General features: G+C 41.7%; 16 protein-coding genes. All 16 read right to left on the bottom strand.

Features of this window, described 5'->3' with window-relative positions:
• Positions 1-13 precede the first annotated feature (13 nt).
• The gene (locus JJQ94_RS08015) at positions 14-448 is read right to left on the bottom strand and encodes a low molecular weight protein-tyrosine-phosphatase (protein ID WP_099031856.1); all 435 of its coding nucleotides are present in this window, start codon (positions 446-448) and stop codon (positions 14-16) included.
• A gap of 11 nt (positions 449-459) precedes the next feature.
• Positions 460-1,575, bottom strand: a complete 1,116-nt coding sequence (locus tag JJQ94_RS08010) for a polysaccharide export protein (protein ID WP_099031855.1) — start codon at positions 1,573-1,575, stop codon at positions 460-462.
• Positions 1,576-3,181: 1,606 nt separating this feature from the next.
• Complete coding sequence (gene rfaH / locus JJQ94_RS08005) at positions 3,182-3,661, bottom strand: transcription/translation regulatory transformer protein RfaH (RefSeq protein WP_099029075.1); 480 nt, start codon at positions 3,659-3,661, stop codon at positions 3,182-3,184.
• Positions 3,662-3,736: 75 nt separating this feature from the next.
• Complete coding sequence (locus JJQ94_RS08000; protein WP_099029074.1) at positions 3,737-4,903, bottom strand: nucleotide sugar dehydrogenase; 1,167 nt, start codon at positions 4,901-4,903, stop codon at positions 3,737-3,739.
• A gap of 9 nt (positions 4,904-4,912) precedes the next feature.
• Complete coding sequence (locus JJQ94_RS07995) at positions 4,913-6,049, bottom strand: hypothetical protein (RefSeq protein ID WP_099029073.1); 1,137 nt, start codon at positions 6,047-6,049, stop codon at positions 4,913-4,915.
• A 2-nt stretch (positions 6,050-6,051) separates the two neighbouring features.
• Positions 6,052-6,981 carry a glycosyltransferase family 2 protein gene (locus JJQ94_RS07990; RefSeq protein WP_099029072.1) on the bottom strand — a complete coding sequence of 310 codons (930 nt, stop codon included), beginning with the start codon at positions 6,979-6,981 and terminating at the stop codon, positions 6,052-6,054.
• Between the two features lie 24 nt (positions 6,982-7,005).
• On the bottom strand, positions 7,006-8,088 hold the full coding sequence (locus tag JJQ94_RS07985; protein ID WP_099029071.1) for a DegT/DnrJ/EryC1/StrS family aminotransferase: 1,083 nt from the start codon (positions 8,086-8,088) through the stop codon (positions 7,006-7,008).
• A gap of 12 nt (positions 8,089-8,100) precedes the next feature.
• Entirely contained in the window at positions 8,101-8,679 is a 579-nt protein-coding gene (locus tag JJQ94_RS07980) for an acyltransferase (RefSeq protein WP_099029070.1), read from the bottom strand.
• Positions 8,679-9,626, bottom strand: coding sequence for a Gfo/Idh/MocA family oxidoreductase (locus JJQ94_RS07975; protein WP_088531608.1), 948 nt, complete (start codon positions 9,624-9,626; stop codon positions 8,679-8,681). Before JJQ94_RS07975 ends, JJQ94_RS07980 begins: the two co-directional genes overlap by 1 nt.
• A gap of 16 nt (positions 9,627-9,642) precedes the next feature.
• Positions 9,643-10,923: a Vi polysaccharide biosynthesis UDP-N-acetylglucosamine C-6 dehydrogenase TviB gene (gene tviB, locus JJQ94_RS07970; protein WP_099029069.1), complete on the bottom strand. Its 1,281-nt coding sequence runs from the start codon at positions 10,921-10,923 to the stop codon at positions 9,643-9,645.
• Positions 10,924-10,930: 7 nt separating this feature from the next.
• On the bottom strand, positions 10,931-11,704 hold the full coding sequence (locus tag JJQ94_RS07965; RefSeq protein WP_052258248.1) for a WecB/TagA/CpsF family glycosyltransferase: 774 nt from the start codon (positions 11,702-11,704) through the stop codon (positions 10,931-10,933).
• A gap of 19 nt (positions 11,705-11,723) precedes the next feature.
• The gene (locus JJQ94_RS07960) at positions 11,724-12,800 is read right to left on the bottom strand and encodes a glycosyltransferase (RefSeq protein WP_099029068.1); all 1,077 of its coding nucleotides are present in this window, start codon (positions 12,798-12,800) and stop codon (positions 11,724-11,726) included.
• Positions 12,800-13,882, bottom strand: a complete 1,083-nt coding sequence (gene wecB / locus JJQ94_RS07955) for a non-hydrolyzing UDP-N-acetylglucosamine 2-epimerase (RefSeq protein WP_045962977.1) — start codon at positions 13,880-13,882, stop codon at positions 12,800-12,802. The genes JJQ94_RS07960 and wecB overlap by 1 nt, the downstream gene beginning before the upstream one ends.
• 248 nt (positions 13,883-14,130) lie before the next feature.
• Complete coding sequence (locus tag JJQ94_RS07950) at positions 14,131-15,705, bottom strand: asparagine synthase family protein (protein ID WP_099029067.1); 1,575 nt, start codon at positions 15,703-15,705, stop codon at positions 14,131-14,133.
• A complete protein-coding gene (locus tag JJQ94_RS07945; RefSeq protein WP_236596621.1) occupies positions 15,702-16,874 on the bottom strand; it encodes a glycosyltransferase in 1,173 nt (390 codons plus the stop codon). Before JJQ94_RS07945 ends, JJQ94_RS07950 begins: the two co-directional genes overlap by 4 nt.
• Positions 16,875-16,876: 2 nt before the next feature.
• Positions 16,877-18,268 carry an oligosaccharide flippase family protein gene (locus JJQ94_RS07940; protein WP_099029065.1) on the bottom strand — a complete coding sequence of 464 codons (1,392 nt, stop codon included), beginning with the start codon at positions 18,266-18,268 and terminating at the stop codon, positions 16,877-16,879.
• Positions 18,269-18,295 lie beyond the last annotated feature (27 nt).

Genomic DNA, 18,295 nt, shown 5'->3' with positions numbered 1-18,295 from the left:
TACTCGCAATTCCTTATAAATACTGTTGCCAAGCGCCGCAGGCGCTATCGATAAGCTCATATACGTGTTCAAACGCTTCTTTAGACTGGCGGTATGGATCGGGGATTTCTTTATCTCCAATCCACTTACCAAGTAAAAAGGTTTTACCGCGAGCTTGGGGATAACGGCTACATAAGTCATCAAGGTGCCTATGTTCCATTACTAAGATTAGACTATTTTGCGCAACAAGCGCACCACTGAGCTGACGCCCTTGATGCTCACTCATGTTGATACCTTGCGCCTTAGTAAGTTCTTGTGCCATTGCATCGGCTGGTTTCCCCTCTAACGCGGTTAAGCCTGCCGACGACACTTGAATATTCTTACCCGCCAATTTGCTTTTTAATACATATTCTGCGGTTGGACTACGGCAAATATTGCCAGCGCAAACCATTAATACACTATCAAACATGAGCAATCACACTATTGATTTTCAATATCTTGAATTGCATCCACCGTTGATAGCGAAGGCAATAGGAGGCTGATAACTTTGTTCCAGCGAGCAAGTGGCGCGCTGGTAACGTACACAATATCTTGCGGCTCGAGTTCAAACTGTTCTGCAAGTACCAATGAGGCAACATTTTTTGCGTGTAGTTGGTATACATCTGCAAGCACACCGTCTTTTTGCAGGTCGCGTTTACGCAGTACAAAAACACCATTAGCATCAGCTGTGCGCTCATTAAAGCCACCTACATCAGTAAGTGCTTCAGCTAGACTTAAGCCGTAGCGATTTACGTCTACTTTGCCTGCTTTAATTACGTCGCCTAACACATATACGTTACGTTTATCATTGCGGCTGATATGAATAATATCGCCATGCTGCAACAAACGGTTTTGTGAAATATCGCCCTCGGCATAGAAGTCATCGAGTTGGATAACCTCGGTTTTCTCACCGCGAGTAAAAGTTACGGTTTCCCAATCTGCACTTTCAGTCAGGCCACCGGCTTGGTTTATCGCATCAATGAGCGTTACAGGCGTTTCTGTGATTGGGTATACACCCGGTTTTGTTACTTCACCGGTTACATATGTTTTTTGGCTTCTAAAGCCAACCACTTTTACGTCTATTTGTGGCTCTTCGATAACACGGCTTAAGCGCTTAGTAAGATCTTCACGTAACTCATTTACTGTTCTACCTGCTGCCGGAACTTTTGGGGCGTAAGCAAAATTAATAGTGCCGTCGGCTTGAACACGGAAACCGTCAAACTCGGCTGTTCTTTGTACCGCAGCCGGGATCGTAAGTTCTGGGTGATCCCAAACGCCAATTGTAATGACATCCCCAACGCCTAAACGATATTCATAGTTTGAGACATCTATACCAGCAAGTGACGAACGGTCAATTTTTTTGGCTTGTTTGATTTTGTGCTCTTGAACTAACTGAGAGTCGATGATGTGAATATTTACTTTTTCTAAGTCGCGTTCTAGATTTGCGGTTTGTTCGCCAGAGCCGATTCCTTCAAAATGGCCACCAGGAACAAGTGTACAGCCGCTCATTGTCATCAGAACGGCTGAAGCAATGATAGTTTTACAGCGTAGCGCCATTGTTTCTTCCCAAAAGTGTTGTAATCTTTTCTTTTCATTACTTTTATTGCCCTTTATTAAATAGTAGAGAGACAATAAAAATTTCGTGGGCTAATTAAAGCATGCACGATTGTTAATCGCAAGTGAGTACTAGGTTTTGCGCAAGATCTCACTCTATATTCTATGTTTTTACTTGAAGGTATGAATAAAAGCCTTTACCAAGTTTGAGTTCGTTTTTTAGATTGTTGTTTTTGTTGTTTCTTAATTTGCAATTTAATCTTTTGTCCTTGGCCGCGGCGTAGAGCTGCTATGTCTGAGTTTGAACCATTTTGTCGCGACATAAAGTCGCTGCTGAACAATTCTGTCGCGACATAAAGTCGCTGCTACCACATTAACCCAAGGTGATTATGTCTTCGCGGCGTAAAGCCGCACTAGAACCATTCTGTCGCGACATAAAGTCGCTGCTACGGCATTCAGGCACGCTTCCGCACTTAGGTTGTAGCTCCTAAATGCTGTTTTCAGTTTACGTAAAAGATCGCGAGGTGAACTCGCTCCCACCACGTTGACCCAAGGTAATTATGTTTTCGCGACATAAAGCAGCTGCTGAACCATTCTGTCGCGACATAAAGTCGCTGCTACGGCATTCAGGCACGCTTCCGCCCTTAGGTTGTAGCTCCTAAATGCAGGCTTTAGTTGTAGTGAAAAATCGCGAGGTGAACTCGCTCCTACCACATTGCCCCAAGGTGTTTATGTCTTCGCGGCGTAAAGCCGCATCTGAGCCATTCTGTCGCGACATAAAGTCGCTGCTACGGCATTCAGGCACGCTTCCGCACTTAGGTTGTAGCTCCTAAATGCTGTTTTCAGTTTACGTAAAAGATCGCGAGGTGAACTCGCTCCCACCACGTTGACCCAAGGTAATTATGTTTTCGCGACATAAAGCAGCTGCTGAACCATTCTGTCGCGACATAAAGTCGCTACTACGGCATTCAGGCACGCTTCCGCCCTTAGGTTGTAGCTCCTAAATGCTGTTTTCAGTTTACGTAAAAGATCGCGAGGTGAACTCGCTCCTACCATATTGAGCCAGATGTTTATGTCTTCGCGACGTAAAGCCCGTCTGAACCATTTTGTCGTGACATAAAGTCGCTGCTATGGCATTCAGGCACGCTTCCGCCTTTAGGTTGTAGCTCCTAAATGCTGGTTTTAGTTTTAGTGAAAGATCGCGAGGTGAACTCGCTCCTACCATATTGAGCCAGATGTTTATGTATTCGCGGCATAAAACCATTCTGTCGCGACATAAAGTCGCTGCTACGGCATTCAGGCACGCTTCCGCCCTTAGGTTGCAGCTCCTAAATGCTGGTTTTAGTTTTAGTAAAAGATCGCGAGGTGAACTCGCTCTTATACATTAACCCAAGGTGTTTATGTCTTCGCGGCGTAAAGCCACTGCTGAACAATTCTGTCGCGACATAAAGTCGCTGCTACGAAATGGTTTTAGCTTTTAAATTACGGCTACAAAATTACCAACGTTCCGCTATGAGAATGTAATCTTTCTAACAACGTGAAGAAGTTTACAGTCAAACCAGATTACACCCTTTTTATAACAATTAAATAAGAATAAAGGATGAAGTTTTTATTGTACCTTTTTTATTGTACAGTTATCAACAACGATTTGTGCATAATGGTTAAGCAGTTTAATTAATAAAATGCTACGAAGTTCTCCATCAGGTTGTTGATATATAGCGTGAATGTCTTTGTAACAGCCGTCTGTTAACTGAACCAAGTCGCCTTCTTGAAGGTCGAGCTCATCCGCTATTTCATTTTTATTCATTAGTTGAGCAACGAGTTCATCTGGCACCATTTGCAGATCGGTACCATAACGAATAAAGTCAGAAACACCGCGAGTGTTTTTTACCGCAGAAAAGTGTGAAGAATGTGGATCTAGCTTAACAAATAAATATCGTGGAAACAGCGGTTGCTTCACCGCCTTTGAGCCAGAGGTTTTTCTTTTTACGAAAGTTGGGAAGCAAGACTCTATCCCTTGATTTTGAAGATTTGACTGTGCTCTGTGTTCTTGTTTTGGTTTACAGTAGAGCAAATACCAGCATTCCATGCGTTGCGTTCCCTAAAAAAATAAGCCTAACGAATTAGGCCTACTATTATACGTATATTCTCAATTAGGTCTAGCCTAGTCACTGCCAAAAAGGTCTCTTGTGTAGACTTTTTCGGTAACGTCTTGTAACTCCTCAACCATACGATTAGAGATGATTACATCGCAGCTACGTTTGAATACATCTAGGTTGTTTTCTACTCTAGAATTAAAGAAAGTTGCCTCTTTCAGTACTGGCTCATAAACCACTACCTCGACTCCCTTCGCTTTTATTCTTTTCATCACGCCTTGAATAGAAGAAGCTCTAAAGTTGTCCGATCCCGCTTTCATAATTAATCGGTAGATCCCCACCACCTTAGGTTTTTTTTGCAAAATTGACTCAGCAATAAAGTCCTTTCTTGTTGTGTTTGCATCAACAATTGCTTGAATTATATTATTAGGTACGTCTTTATAGTTGGCTAAAAGCTGCTTCGTGTCTTTTGGTAAACAATAGCCACCATAGCCAAACGAGGGATTGTTGTAATGACTACCGATACGAGGGTCTAAACACACCCCCTCAATTATCTGCTTAGCGTTTAAACCATGAGATTCAGCATAGCTGTCTAACTCATTAAAGTAGGCTACGCGCATCGCCAAATAAGTATTCGAGAATAATTTGATCGCTTCGGCTTCTGTAGAATCAGTGAATAACGTGTCAATATTCTCTTTAATCGCACCTTGTGCTAGCAGATCAGCAAACACTTTTGCACGCTCAGAGCGTTCACCAACAATAATACGAGACGGATACAAATTATCGTAAAGGGCTTTTCCTTCTCGTAAAAACTCTGGTGAGAATATGATATTTTCAACGCCTAGGGTGGTTTTAATTTTTTCCGTAAAACCTACAGGTACAGTGGACTTTACGACTATAACAGCATTGTGATTATACTTTTGAACGTCCGCAATAACCGACTCTACAGAATTAGTATTAAAGTAGTTTGTCTCAGGGTCATAGTCCGTTGGTGTAGCGATGACTACATATTCAGCGCCAGTGTAAGCAGATGCTTTATCTGTAGTTGCAGTTAGATCGAGCTTTTTTGTGGTCAAAAACTCTGAGATTTCCTTATCCACTATGGGCGACTGCTTATCATTGATCATATTCACTTTATTTTGATCAATATCTAAAGCCATAACTTCGTTATGCTGAGCTAATAATACTGAGTTCGAAAGCCCTACATACCCTGTTCCAACAACTACAATTTTCACTGTGATTCCCTAATTAACTTCTTGCAATTTGTATCTCTTGCGCTCTAATTTCAACCGCTCTGGATACAACGCGGTCATTACAATAATCAGTCCAACAATAGCATATACACTATTCATCGAGCTGACTGATGCTCCATTTAAAAATAAAATACTAATGCAGGCAAGTCTTGCTCGCGGTGAAACATCGCTCAATTTGAGTAGCTGATTCACTGCCAAAAAGATAAATAATAATCCTAAAAAGCCATGGTCAAATATCGCTCTAGTGAGATAAGTATGTAATATAACTGAGTAACACACTCCTGCCTTGCCTGCACTAAATAGTGATTGGTAATACTGCAACCTTGTGCACACACTTTCGGGCATTGCTGTAAGTGTTTGCGAACCAATCAAATATTCCAGCCATCCCCAACCTGAGATCGCTTTCAAAAAGCCTTGGAAAAAAACCACCCTATCGATTGCTTCAATATCACCGCCCGACAAACGACTAATAAAGGTTGCAGCGACACCGGCTGCGATTATAGCAACAACAAGCAACTTAATTATGGTCTTCCAACCAAAGTCTTTAATATAGAAAATGGTGAACATTGCAAGAAAGCAGATCACACCAGAACGAGAACCTGAAAGAAAAGTAACCACACCTAATGCCATCCAGTCGAATAATGACAAGGAGCGATTAAAGCCCCATATTGCACACCCTAATAGCAGTACAAACATAATTTCATAGTTATTTTCGGTAAAAATACCTGGCCGACCTTCTTGCCCAAGGCCAATCCATATAACGTATTTGATGAAAAATAGTAGCAGTAGAATGTGCCAAAAACGTCGTAGTAGCTTTTCTTCGAATAACACTTTAGAGGAAAAAAATGACAATAAAGCGAGATAAAAAAAAGTTTTATAGGCAATAAAGTAATCAACAGGATGGATACCGCGAACCTTAGCTAAGGCTAACGTAATAATCAAATAAAGCAGGCTACAGCTGAACACTAGCCATGCGCTTGGGCACATGCGCTTAGCAACAAACAAAAAAGTGCATAAAACCAGCAATTCGAAAATAGCATTAGTTGGCAGCACATGGTATTGACCAATAATACCAATACTCATGATTGCTAATGTTAGAAAGAAAAACAAAAACTGCTTTCTAACCATGCTTATCTCCGATGCTTTAAAGCCATATAGCTACGAGCGATCCAGCTCTTTGGCATTATTAGTAAGAAAAAAGCAGCTACGCGATACCTATCCCATTGTAATAAAGGGTGGGTTAGCAGAAGCTTTAATGCTTTCATGCGATTACCAATGAGTAAATTACTTTTTACACTGCTCATCACGGTAAGGTGTTGTAGGTATTTTACACTTCCAATAAGCTCAGTAGGCACAATACCATCATCCAGCAAACGCTGAAATTCAAAAATATGTGGAGATGGCTGCTCAAAGTCCGACGGCGACTGCCCAACACTAGAAGCCGTTAAATCATACATCACAGACACTGACTTATCGTAAGCAATTGGCCACTGACAAGCAACGCTACCCCATACGGCCTGATCTTCACCAAGGCTTAATCCTTCTTTAAACCCACCGACTTTTAGCAAGCTATCTTTTGCAATGCAAACAGATGACGAGGTTATTGGTAAATCAGCATTACAACACGCTAAAAAATAATCTTGCAGCAACCCTCTATTTTCTAGTAAGTGTTGGTTTTTGGCAGCTCGCTTCCCTTCCACTGTATTGAACTCATAGCCTGTACAAAAAATACGTGCATCAGGGAAGGTTTGATAAAGAGATTGAATATTAGACAAAAAGTCATCATGCCAAACATCATCAGCATCCAAGAATGCAACAAACTCGGCGTTAGCAGCATGAACACCAACATTTCTTGCAGCAGAAACACCTTTGTTAGCCTGCTGCAATAATCTCACCTTACTACTGTTTATTTTTTCAACTACACTCGCTCCAGCATCAGTGGAGCCATCGTCTACGACGATGATCTCACTCGCTGGATGTTTTTGAGATAGTACAGAATGAACAGCTCGTTCAATATATTCAGCTTTATTAAAAAGCGGAATAACTACAGAAATATTCATTCTTTTAAGCACTCACAAGCAAAATTATTCGGCACTGTCGGCGCATAAATATCCATGCATAGGCAGACTCAGTACTGACTTAGCCAGTTTTTCAGCAATCGGAAAATCACCTTCCTTATGACCTAAATGCTCAAAAGCACTTTGCTGATGCATACAGGTGCCATAGTAAATCATGGTCGGAATGCCTTGTTCTTTATATGATTGCATTACCTGTTCACGATTATCTACTTGGATAGTGTATTGCGCCCATGAACTTAGATATCCCTCAGGCACAAAAGGCGTAACAATCTGCGACTGAAGATCATTGGTATAGTTCTTGGCAGCGCGGTTACGATTCTCCAACTCGGTCGGAAAAGCAGCAAGCTTCTCCAATAAAATAGCGGCTTGAATTGTATCTAATCGGCTATTCATGCCGATGCGAACATTATCGTACTTGTCTTTGCCTTTACCATGAACTCGTAGAGATTGTAATAATGCAGCATATTCGTCGTTATCGGTAAATAGCGCCCCACCATCACCATAACATCCTAATGGCTTAGCGGGGAAAAAGCTGGTTGTAGCTATGTCGGCAAAAGAGCCTGCACGTTTGCCATCAATCTCACCACCAAACCCTTGCGCTGCGTCTTCAATAATCTTTAGTTGATATTTATCCGCAATTTCTTTAATCGCTGGATAATCAGCAGGTAAGCCAAATAAATCCACAGCCATAATCACTTTGGGTGTCAATTCACCAGCGTCAATAACCTGCTTAATTCGGTTTTCAAGATCGATTGGACAAATATTGAATGTTTTTGCGTCAGAATCAACAAATACGGGAGTCGCTCCTGCAAAAGCGATAGTCTCAGCGGACGCGAAAAATGTAAAAGTTGGACAAAAGACGGCGTCTCCGGCTTTCACATCTAATGCCATCAGAGCTAAAGACAGCGCGTCAGTACCGTTAGCACAAGTGATAGTATGCTTTACACCTACATAATCAGACAATGCGGCTTCAAGCTCTTGTACTTCTGGCCCCATAATGTACTGACCATGTTCTAATACCGCTGCGATCCGTGTATCTATTTTTGTTTTTAAATGCTGATACTGTGCAGCTAAGTCGATAAATTGCATTACATCATTCCATTAAAATTGATGACTAAGTTGGTTTCCGTTTAGTACATACTGCTCGCCAGTATGCGGACAAACACAACGACCTTCACCTTCAAGAGGCAAGTCTAGTTGCTCGCCATATTTACTGATCCAACCGATTTGCTTCGCTGGTACTCCGACCATGAGCGCAAAAGGGGGAACGTCTTTATTAACCACAGCGCCGGCACCAATCAACGCATACGAGCCGATTGTAACGCCACACACGATTGTGCAATTTGCACCAAGCGTTGCGCCTTGCTGAACGCGAGTATCTCGGTATTCAGTTTTGCGCTCTATAAACGATCTCGGATTATAGACGTTAGTGAATACCATGCTCGGACCACAAAATACATCGTCTTCTAGATAAACGTTGTCATACACTGACACGTTGTTTTGGATTTTAACGTTATTACCAATCTCTACTTTATTACCGACAAAAACATTTTGCCCGAGCGAACAGCCTGCACCAATTTTGGCTCCGCCACAAACATGTGCAAAATGCCAAACTCGAGAGCCTTCACCTATCTGAGCGCCGTCGTCCACAATCGCGCTATCATGTTTTTGGTAGGCCATTAGAGCTTGCCTTGTAAAAATGGATGAACATCCGCTTGTGATTCGATATGCACTTTACCTTGACGGATTGCATTTACGGTTTCGATACAGTGACGTGCGTCTTCTAAGCCATAGCCTCTGCCAGCTAAAATTTCTTGATAAGAAACAGTATGGAGATCGGTAAAGCCGCCCGAAAACTCTAACTCTTCGCCATCACAAGTGATTGAGCGATAAGTCGGTTGCTTACCTTTAACGACCTCTGGTAAATCTTCAGCATCAATAGACAAAAACCATTTTACTCTGGCATTTTCATACTCTAAATAACCAGCCGCTTTGTCATTATTCATGAAATGCAATTCGTTGCGCTGTAAGTCACCAAAAATAAAATGCAGCATGTCAAAAAAGTGAACACCAATATTTGTCGCCACGCCAAAAGACTTTCTAGGATCGCCTTTCCAGCTTTGCATGTACCACTTACCACGAGAAGTAATGTATGTTAACTCCACTTCATGCTTGTCGGTATTTGACGAACTTGCGACTTTATCTTTCAGATCTAAGATAGCTTGGTGATGTCTTAGCTGTAATATGTTGAATACTCTCTTGCCGGTTTCTTGCTCAACCTGAATTAGGTCATCAAGTTCAGCGAGAGTCGGTACTAAAGGCTTTTCGCATATCACATCACAGCCCAAACGCAGACCAGCGGTAATGTGCGAGTGGTGTAGATAGTTAGGTGAGCAAACAGAAACATAGTCAAGCTTAGTCGCTTCATTGCGCTTCAATTGATGCGCATGGTCATAGAAGCACTCAAACTCTGTGAAAAACTCACTTTGCGGTGAAATACTATCGATGATACCCACAGAATCATTGATGTCATAGGCAACCGACAGCAGATTACCAGTTTCTTTAATGGCTTTCATATGACGAGGTGCGATATAGCCCGCCGCACCAATTAATGCGAAATTCTTCATCTTTTCCATTGCTCTGTTATAGCCTTATGTCTGCATCTTGTGGGTTTAATACATGTTTAACATCGTATAAAACATGATCTTCTTTACCGAATGCTCTGATCTTTTCCACGCCCCACTCTTTAAACTCAGAGTGATCGACCGCGAGAATAATACCATCGTATTGACCGTGCTGTATCTGATTGACAAGTTGTATACCGTATTCTTTTTCTACTTCTTCTGTACTCGCCCACCCATCGTAGACATCAACTGACATATTGAAATCTTGAAGTTCGCGCACTACGTCAATGATTTTAGTGTTTCTCACGTCAGGACAGTCGCCCTTAAAGGTAAACCCAAGTACGAGTACTTTAGCTTCATCTATATGAATTTTACGGCTTGAAAGCTTCTTAACTAGCTGTGTCGCGACATATTCGCCCATACCATCATTGATGCGACGTCCTGCAAGTATGACCTCTGGACGATAACCAACCTCTTCAGCTTTAAAAGTCAGATAATAAGGGTCAACACTGATACAGTGACCGCCGACCAGTCCAGGCTTAAATTTCAAAAAGTTCCATTTTGTGCCTGCTGCATTTAGTACTTCTTCCGTATCAATATTCAAGCGATTGAATATTTTTGCAAACTCGTTAATCACAGCAATATTTAAGTCACGCTGGGTGTTTTCTATCACTTTCGCAGCTTCTGCAACCTTAATTGAAGATGCTTTATGCGTACCAACGGTGATAATTGAGCGGTACATCTCGTCGATAAAGTCGGCAACCTCAGGAGTCGAACCTGAAGTGATCTTAGTAATCTTTGTTAAAGTATTAACTTTGTCACCTGGATTGATCCGCTCTGGTGAATATCCAGCAAAGAAGTCTTGATTAAACTTAAGGCCTGAGATCTTCTCAATGATAGGAATACAGACTTCTTCTGTTGCGCCCGGGTATACTGTGCTTTCGAAAATGACGATGTCGTTACTGCTGATATGACGAGCCACCAATTCCGACGCTTTACGAAGTGGATTAAGATCCGGCGCATGTGTATCGTCAATCGGCGTAGGCACAGTAACGATAAAAATGTTACATGAGGTTAAGTCATTTTCGTCACAGGAGTAAGAAAGCTTAGCCGCTTCAGTTAGCTGTGTCTTATTCACTTCTAACGTTGCATCAAACCCGTCACGTAATTGCTCAATTCGACGTTTATTGATGTCAAACCCAACAACGTCAAAATATTTACCAAATTCAGCTGCTAACGGCAGACCTACATAACCAAGGCCAATAATGCCTATTTTTTTTGTTGGTGAAGGAGAAAACATACTTTTCCTATTTCTCGCGAGGGTTGGCTTCTTCGATTGACTGAGTGCGTTTATTTTTCATTTGTGCGCGCAGATAGCTAACAACAAACTTTGGGTATTCTCTTACAAGTCTTTGACGAACATGCTTGTGTAATACCGCTCTTTGCAACCAACGTAATCCAAGTTTTTTTACTAATGGGTGATAATAGTCAGCTTTAATTGCTGACTGCTCAATAAATCCGCCACAAGTGAACAGTAACGCAGGAGTATCTAAAGCATTTTTTAATTCAACAATAAATTCATCTTGCTTTGGAGTCCCCATGCCACAAACAATAATTTCTGGCTGCTGCTGATTAAGATCAGCGATAACTTGTGACTTCAGTGCCGCATCATTTACATAACCATGATGCTTATAAACGACATTGAGGTCTGGAAACATGCTGACGTAATTTTTGACGGCGACATCAACTAAGGTCGGTTTTGCGCCAATAAAGGCGATGCGTTTTCCTGTTTGATTGGCAAAGCGTAAAACATCGACTGCTATCGAAGAAAAGTCGAAGCTTAATCGCTGAATTTTATTTTGGTTAAAAGTGTTATGTAATTTTGTATGCAACGAACCATCTGAAAAAATAACGTCCAGTCCCGATAATAGACGAGCATTTTTACTCAATAGTGAGTATGAAAATGGATTTACAAAAGTCACAGCGATGCTACGCGGCAGCCCTTTTGTACTCTCATCTAGTAATTTATCAAATACTGTTTTAGAGGACAGTTTGTTATCTAACACTTTTGAATGAATCAAATTACGCCTACACTATCTGTTAATTTAACTTATCTAAAATACGCTTGAGCTTACTCTCCATGCTCAGGTTTTCTTCCGCATACTTTCTTAACTCACTTGGTGACATTAGTGTTTTAGTCGGTAACTCACAAATCAGCGTCGTGATGTCATTCGTGCTATCACTATTACTCACCATCAAGCGAATATCAGAATCCGCTGGGAAATCCGGATCATTGGCAGCCCCAATGACACTTAATCCTCTTGCTACATACTCTCTGGCTTTCAGCACTGAAGCTTCATCAAGCCCTATGCGATACAAGCCAAGACTCGCAATGCCTATATGTGCATTGTTAAACTGTGCATCTAACCTAGCGCCCGATAAAAATCCCGTAAACTCAACTTGCGAGTCAATTTTTAATGATTTTGCCAGTTTCTTCAAAGGTTCAAACGCTTCCCCTTCGCCGACGATAGTCAAACTGACTTTCGGCGCATCAGGTTTATTTGCTAACTCTGCGATTGCTTTCAACAATCTATCATATCCATGCCAATCTGCGAGTTGCGCTACCGCAATTAAATTCAAGGTATCATCGGCTTGCCAGGATGACAGTGCGACAGGCAAATCTTCAGGTATATTAATACCGTTACCAATTTTAAGTGTTTTATGCTTAACGCCGAATAAATACCATGCAGATTCTTGCGCATATTGCACTATTAGATTTGCAGGCATTAGCACCCAACTAGCAGAAAGTAATGAGATACTCTGTTTAAACATTCTTACAAGCGTTCTTGGCTCTGATGTTCTAAGCTCTACCAGCACGGACTTTCGTGGCGTTGGCACATCCACTACTATTTTTGTTCCTCTTAGTCGCGCGAGCAAAAAAGGAAAAAACAAAAATGGAAACAATAAACTAGAAAAACGAACAAATAATACTTCTGTATTGGTGCTCAATAGGGCCTTGATAAATCCCCACGCTCCCGACATCGTTGGCGCAAGCAACGTAGACTTGGCATTCAAGCCCAACTTTTGCGCAGAAGCAACTGTACTGTCTATTTTCTTTGCAACACCGGGCGTCTTCTCAGCATCTACAAAAGCGATATATTCAAACTGATGTTTCATTAGGCGCTTTCAAACTCCAGAAGAGCTGCCAATATCGCCTTCGCGGCTTCACCGTTACCATATAAGCTCTCAGCTTGAGCAAAGTTCGTTGTTTTTGCAGCGTCAACCGCATTTAAAATTGCTTGTTTATCAGCACCAACTAGTTGATTCACGCCTGTGTTGACCAGTTCAACCCACTCAGTTTGATCTCGCATTGTAATACATGGCTTTGAGAAAAAATACGCTTCTTTTTGAAGGCCACCACTATCCGTTAGTACTATCTCGCAATGCTCTAACAGCCATACCATTTCGAAATAACTCACCGGCGGTATTACGTCAAACTTAATCTCAAGACCCAAGCATTCAGCTAATTTTTGTGTTCTAGGGTGAATTGGGCAAATAACAGGTTGAGTTTCCGATAACTCATTTAGTGCTGTAATGATGCTTTTGAGACGATTTTCATCGTCGGTGTTTTCTGCTCGGTGGATTGTACACAGATAGAAACTGTCATATTCTGGGATAGCTGGTCGCTTTGCGCTTTGTGTATAGAAACTAGCAGCATCAAGCATCACATCACCGACATTGCGTACCTGACAGCTTTTGTCTTTAAAACCTTCTCGTACTAAGTTTTGCACAGCGGTATCTGTAGGACAGAATAGAATTTTGCTGATTTGGTCGGTTAGGATGCGGTTAATCTCTTCAGGCATCCTCATATTAAAACTACGTAGCCCAGCTTCAACGTGAGCAACCGGAATATGAAGCTTTGCTGCAGCTAATGCACCAGCTAGTGTTGAATTGGTATCACCATAAACCAAAACCCAGTCAGGCTTTTCTTCTAATAGTACCTTCTCAATCTCTTCCAACTGACGGCCAGTCATTTGTCCATGGGTGCCACCGCCAATTCCGAGACTGTAATCTGGCTTGGGAATTTGCATCTCTTCAAAAAAGATATCGCTCATATTGGCGTCGTAATGTTGCCCCGTATGAACTATCACTTCTTGCACTGCTTTTTGGCTGGTTTGATTGTGCTCTCTGACTGCGCGACTAAATGTAGCGGCTTTGACAAATTGCGGCCTTGCCCCAATTACTGTTACAACTTTCATAAATATGTAGCCAAATTAGTTGAGAATATTCCTCGTAGGAGACCTATTTCATAAGACCTTCTACTTTTCCTACAAAACCGCGTTTTACACAGCCCGTGAACCGACGGATTTTACCTTATTACCAAGCAATGATACAACCGGTAGGCTGTTAATTGCCTACAAAAGTCACAATCTGCTTATGAAGTTGAGCGAATATAGCATGTATCAGAAATAAAACTGTTAAAGAATGCAATCAACAATACTTTCTGCTAGCTCTCTTTATTTCCCCAGCGAGATTGCAAGAACAGTAAGGAATAAACTCCAATCATGGTGTAACCAAACTTAGCATATTCATCTTTTTGCTCATCAGAAAGCAACGCTCCAAATGCCAAAAAGTGATTATCAAAGTCATTTCTGAGTTTTTTACCATAGATAAACTGTTTGAGCTGTGTAGGCATCACTTGATAAAGTCTATGCGCTAACCTACGAGCAAAGCTGAAATCCGCCGCATTTTTATCCGCGATTTCACTTTGGGCGCCAACTATGGATTTGAATCTGTCAGCAACATAGGCGTTATACCAAAGGCGTTTTTTCCTATATTGCAGTGGCATTTCACACCAAAACTCAACAAACTCCTTATCCCATAAGGGTAACCACCATTGCATGCCAAAAAACTCGTACACACGAACCGAATTGATAATGTATTTTGCCTGTCTTTCTCGCCAATCCCAGAGTTCATATTGATTAGCAAACGCTTCCGCATTAAGTGCATCACCGCCCGATAGTTGCTCCTGCAGGCTTGCTCTTATCTGATTGAATATCTGCGTTTCAATTAGTTGCCTTGGCACATTCTTATAGTGATCCGTGAGCAATTGTGAGGTTAGGTCAGATTTTGAGAACTGCTGTTGTTCAAAAACAATGTCTGGGATATGAGAGCCTGCGACAAAATCGCCACTGTGGCCCGGCACAAAAACGGCATCGCTTGAAATTAACTGTTTGTCTTTTAATTCTCTGACTGCTAACCAATCCTGTATATGTGGTAAAGACACACCATTAGAGGCCATCTCTCGAAACTCATCGGCTTCATCACTAAACCAAGCATTGCGCCATTTATCTTCGTTGTACTCAACAAAGTACCATTGAAAGCCCAGCCCAGTAGCAATTTGCTTGCTCAGCGTTGCTTCTTTATTTCCTGTTAAGCCATAGGAAAAACAGACAACATTTTGATAGCCAAGCTGTTTTATCGTTGAAGCGATGAGTCGAGAGTCAAACCCACCAGAAAGCGGCAGCACAATTTGGCGTCCAGCGGCAAACTCTATAAGCCGTTTGAATACAGCCCTCACTGCAATGTCTAACTGCTCAACATATAGCGACTCAGCCTGAACCTCAGGCTCATGATGTTGGAATAGGAAATAGTTTGATTTGCTAACTGTCCCAGTACGCTTACAAATGATGACTTCTTGGCCCGCCTCAACTTGCTTTATTTGCTTAGATAGCGTTCTGTCTGCACAAACATAGCCAGTTAGTGCAAACTCAGCCCTGCCCTGCTCACACTCTTCATTTTGCTGTAACTGCGAATGCAGCCAAGCATAATCAGAGGAGAACAAGATTTTGTCATTCTTTACTGCATAAAATAATGGAATCGAGCGAACTCTATCAACTACAAGCCTCACAAACTCGTCTTCATGGCTGAGCAATGCAAAAAAACCAGATAATGAAGAGAGGGAATGTCGTTCGAAAAACCTACGCTCAAACTCACTACCATCGAGCTCTTTTTGCTCTAAGTAGGGACTTCCGAGTACATCGAACGCTTTTACATGGTTTGTTATTACGCTATACATCATTTGACTTCCGATACACTCTGTAAGTGCTCACTAAGTTGATTGGCAATGTGAAAAGTAGAGAAACGCTGCCTAGTTTGCTTTGCAATAGTTTGGCTACAGTATTGTGCTCTGTTATCCCTCATATACTGCATCGCATTCGCAAGTAACTCGATATTATTTGGTTCAACCAAAATGCCATTTTCTTTATTTACAAAGTCCACAGCCCCACCAGTATTCGTAGCGATAACCGGTAAGCCTGCACTCATTGCTTCGATATATACTACTCCAAAGGCCTCGTATTGACTTGGAAGAACAAAAACATCTGCCTGCTGAAGCGCACTCACGACCTCACTCGCCGTCAAATTACCCGTAAAGTTGACTCGGTTCTCTAGGTTCAACTCTACAGCCAACTCCTTGACTCGGTTTAAATACCAACCATCACCGACTATCGTTAATGAGACATCTTTATCTTTGGATGCTACGCTCGCGAAGGCTTGGAGCAAAGTTTCATGACCTTTTAGGGGCGTAACATGCGCAACACAGATAAACTGACAAGCTTGGTGTACTGTTGAACGTTTCATTGTAAAACGATCCACATCTACCATGTTGGCAAGGACTTCAAGCTTGGCTTCAGGACACACTTTCTGTAGGTAAGGAATAAGCTTAGATGAGACGCATAGGACTTTACTTGCCCCTTGCAGCGCTTTTTTAACCTGTACCAGTGACATTTCCTGTTTTTCACTCTCATTTACGTACTGATTATTAATAAATCGCCCTCGATGTTCGGTGACCACATAATTAACCGGAAGCATTTTTGCGATTTTGCTCGCTGCATATCCGGCCCATATTAAACTATGTGCGTGGATCACATCTGGCTGGTACTGCATCACCTTTCTGTAACGTTTAAATACTTGCTTAGATTTAAATGCAAACAGCTCAGCATATAATGTATAAAACTTTGGAATACCAGGTAATGGCGCCCGTGCGACAGTCAACGGACCTTCTTGCGATAACGTGTAACGACCGGAAAACAACCAACACCAAGCACTCAACCATCGCAGTAGCTCTCTTGGTGAAATACGCTCTACGCTTTGCACTATGACATCATGTCCCTGTTCAGCCAGCGCTTCCGCCTGTTGCTGAATAAACTCCCCTTTGTACGGTGGATACCAAGAAGGTAAAACGAGCACTTTCAAATCTTTTTCCTTATCATCAGTAAAGTTAATGGCAACACGACAAACACTGCACTGAGAAAACCAATGAAATCACTTTGCTCGGCAAGTAAGCGAATAATCACAAAACTTGGCAAACATAAAACAGCAAACGCTTTTAAATGCGGCATGATCAAGTCTGCTATAGAAATATTGAGCTGAGAAAAAACCAATAAGATGAAGGCACTTACTACAAGTGCATTGATAATTGAAAAGTACATAATTGCATCTTTAAAAGCCATGGAAGATAACAGCACTACGCTGCCTAGACGAACGATACAAGAACCAAAATCGAAATAAGCCGCAAGCTTTTGCTTTTCCATTGCAACCAAAACGGTACTGATAGGAGACGCAGTAAATACAAAGTAGATCCATATAGCAATAAACTGAGCAATCTCCCCCGCTTCAGTCCACTTTTCCCCGAAAACCACTGCAAATATCTCAGGTAAAAAAGGCAAAGTTAAGGCCATAATAGGCATAGCAATCAGTATCAGGCGATTATGAATATCTAGGGTATTTTTTGCCAACGTTCCAGCAACTAAATAATGTTTGGCGTTTGACATAAAGACATTTCCAACCGCATTTCCGATGAGCGTTACAGGTGCAAATAACATTCTATGTGCCAAAATGTAGAGCCCAACAAGTGCCGCAGAGTAGTAGCCTGAGAACAGTACTACAGGCAACATCGTACTTGAGGTGTTAGCCAATGAAGCCCAAAGCGTATACTTAGGAAAGTTTTTAAAGCGTTTAGCAACCGCTAGCAACCGTTTTGGGTTGTAGCCGTTAAAGTGTAACGTATCTCGCTTTTGTAATAAAAACATCAAAGTCGATGCAATAAATCCGAAAGTATGCCCAAGCACTAAACCAAAAACCGTCCACAACGAAAGTCCAACTTGCGCTATTGCTATAATCACAGACTGCGTCACTTTTGACACACTTAACACCCGAAAAGATTCTGTTTTAATCGCGTAAAAATGCAAAAGTTGATAACAACCACAAGCAAATAGAGCAACAGGGATAAGATAAAGCTCACTTTTATCTAGCGATAGATTGAGATGCGCTATCAACCATGAATCAAATGCATAGACAACAACTGCAACCACTGTGCAGCTCAGTATGATTAAGATAAAGCAGAGGTGTAGTAACACCTTAGCAATCGAATGTTGTTTTATAAGGGGAAGCGCGAGCTCATACTTCAAGCTGACGAGTACTAAAAGTATAGTGATAATACTGACGAACACACCGAAGTTACCAAACTGCTGCGCACTATAGAGTCGTGTCAAAACAGGCGAGATCAGTAACAAAATGAGTTGCGCCGAAGCAGTGCCCGAAACAAGAGTTAGGATATTTTTTAAAAAGTTATTTGTGGCCAAGCGCGTATCTTTTAATTTGCAATATTA

The organism is Pseudoalteromonas sp. GCY, assembly GCF_016695175.1.
Lineage (GTDB): Bacteria > Pseudomonadota > Gammaproteobacteria > Enterobacterales > Alteromonadaceae > Pseudoalteromonas.
This window is presented reverse-complemented; position numbering and strand designations above follow the sequence as displayed.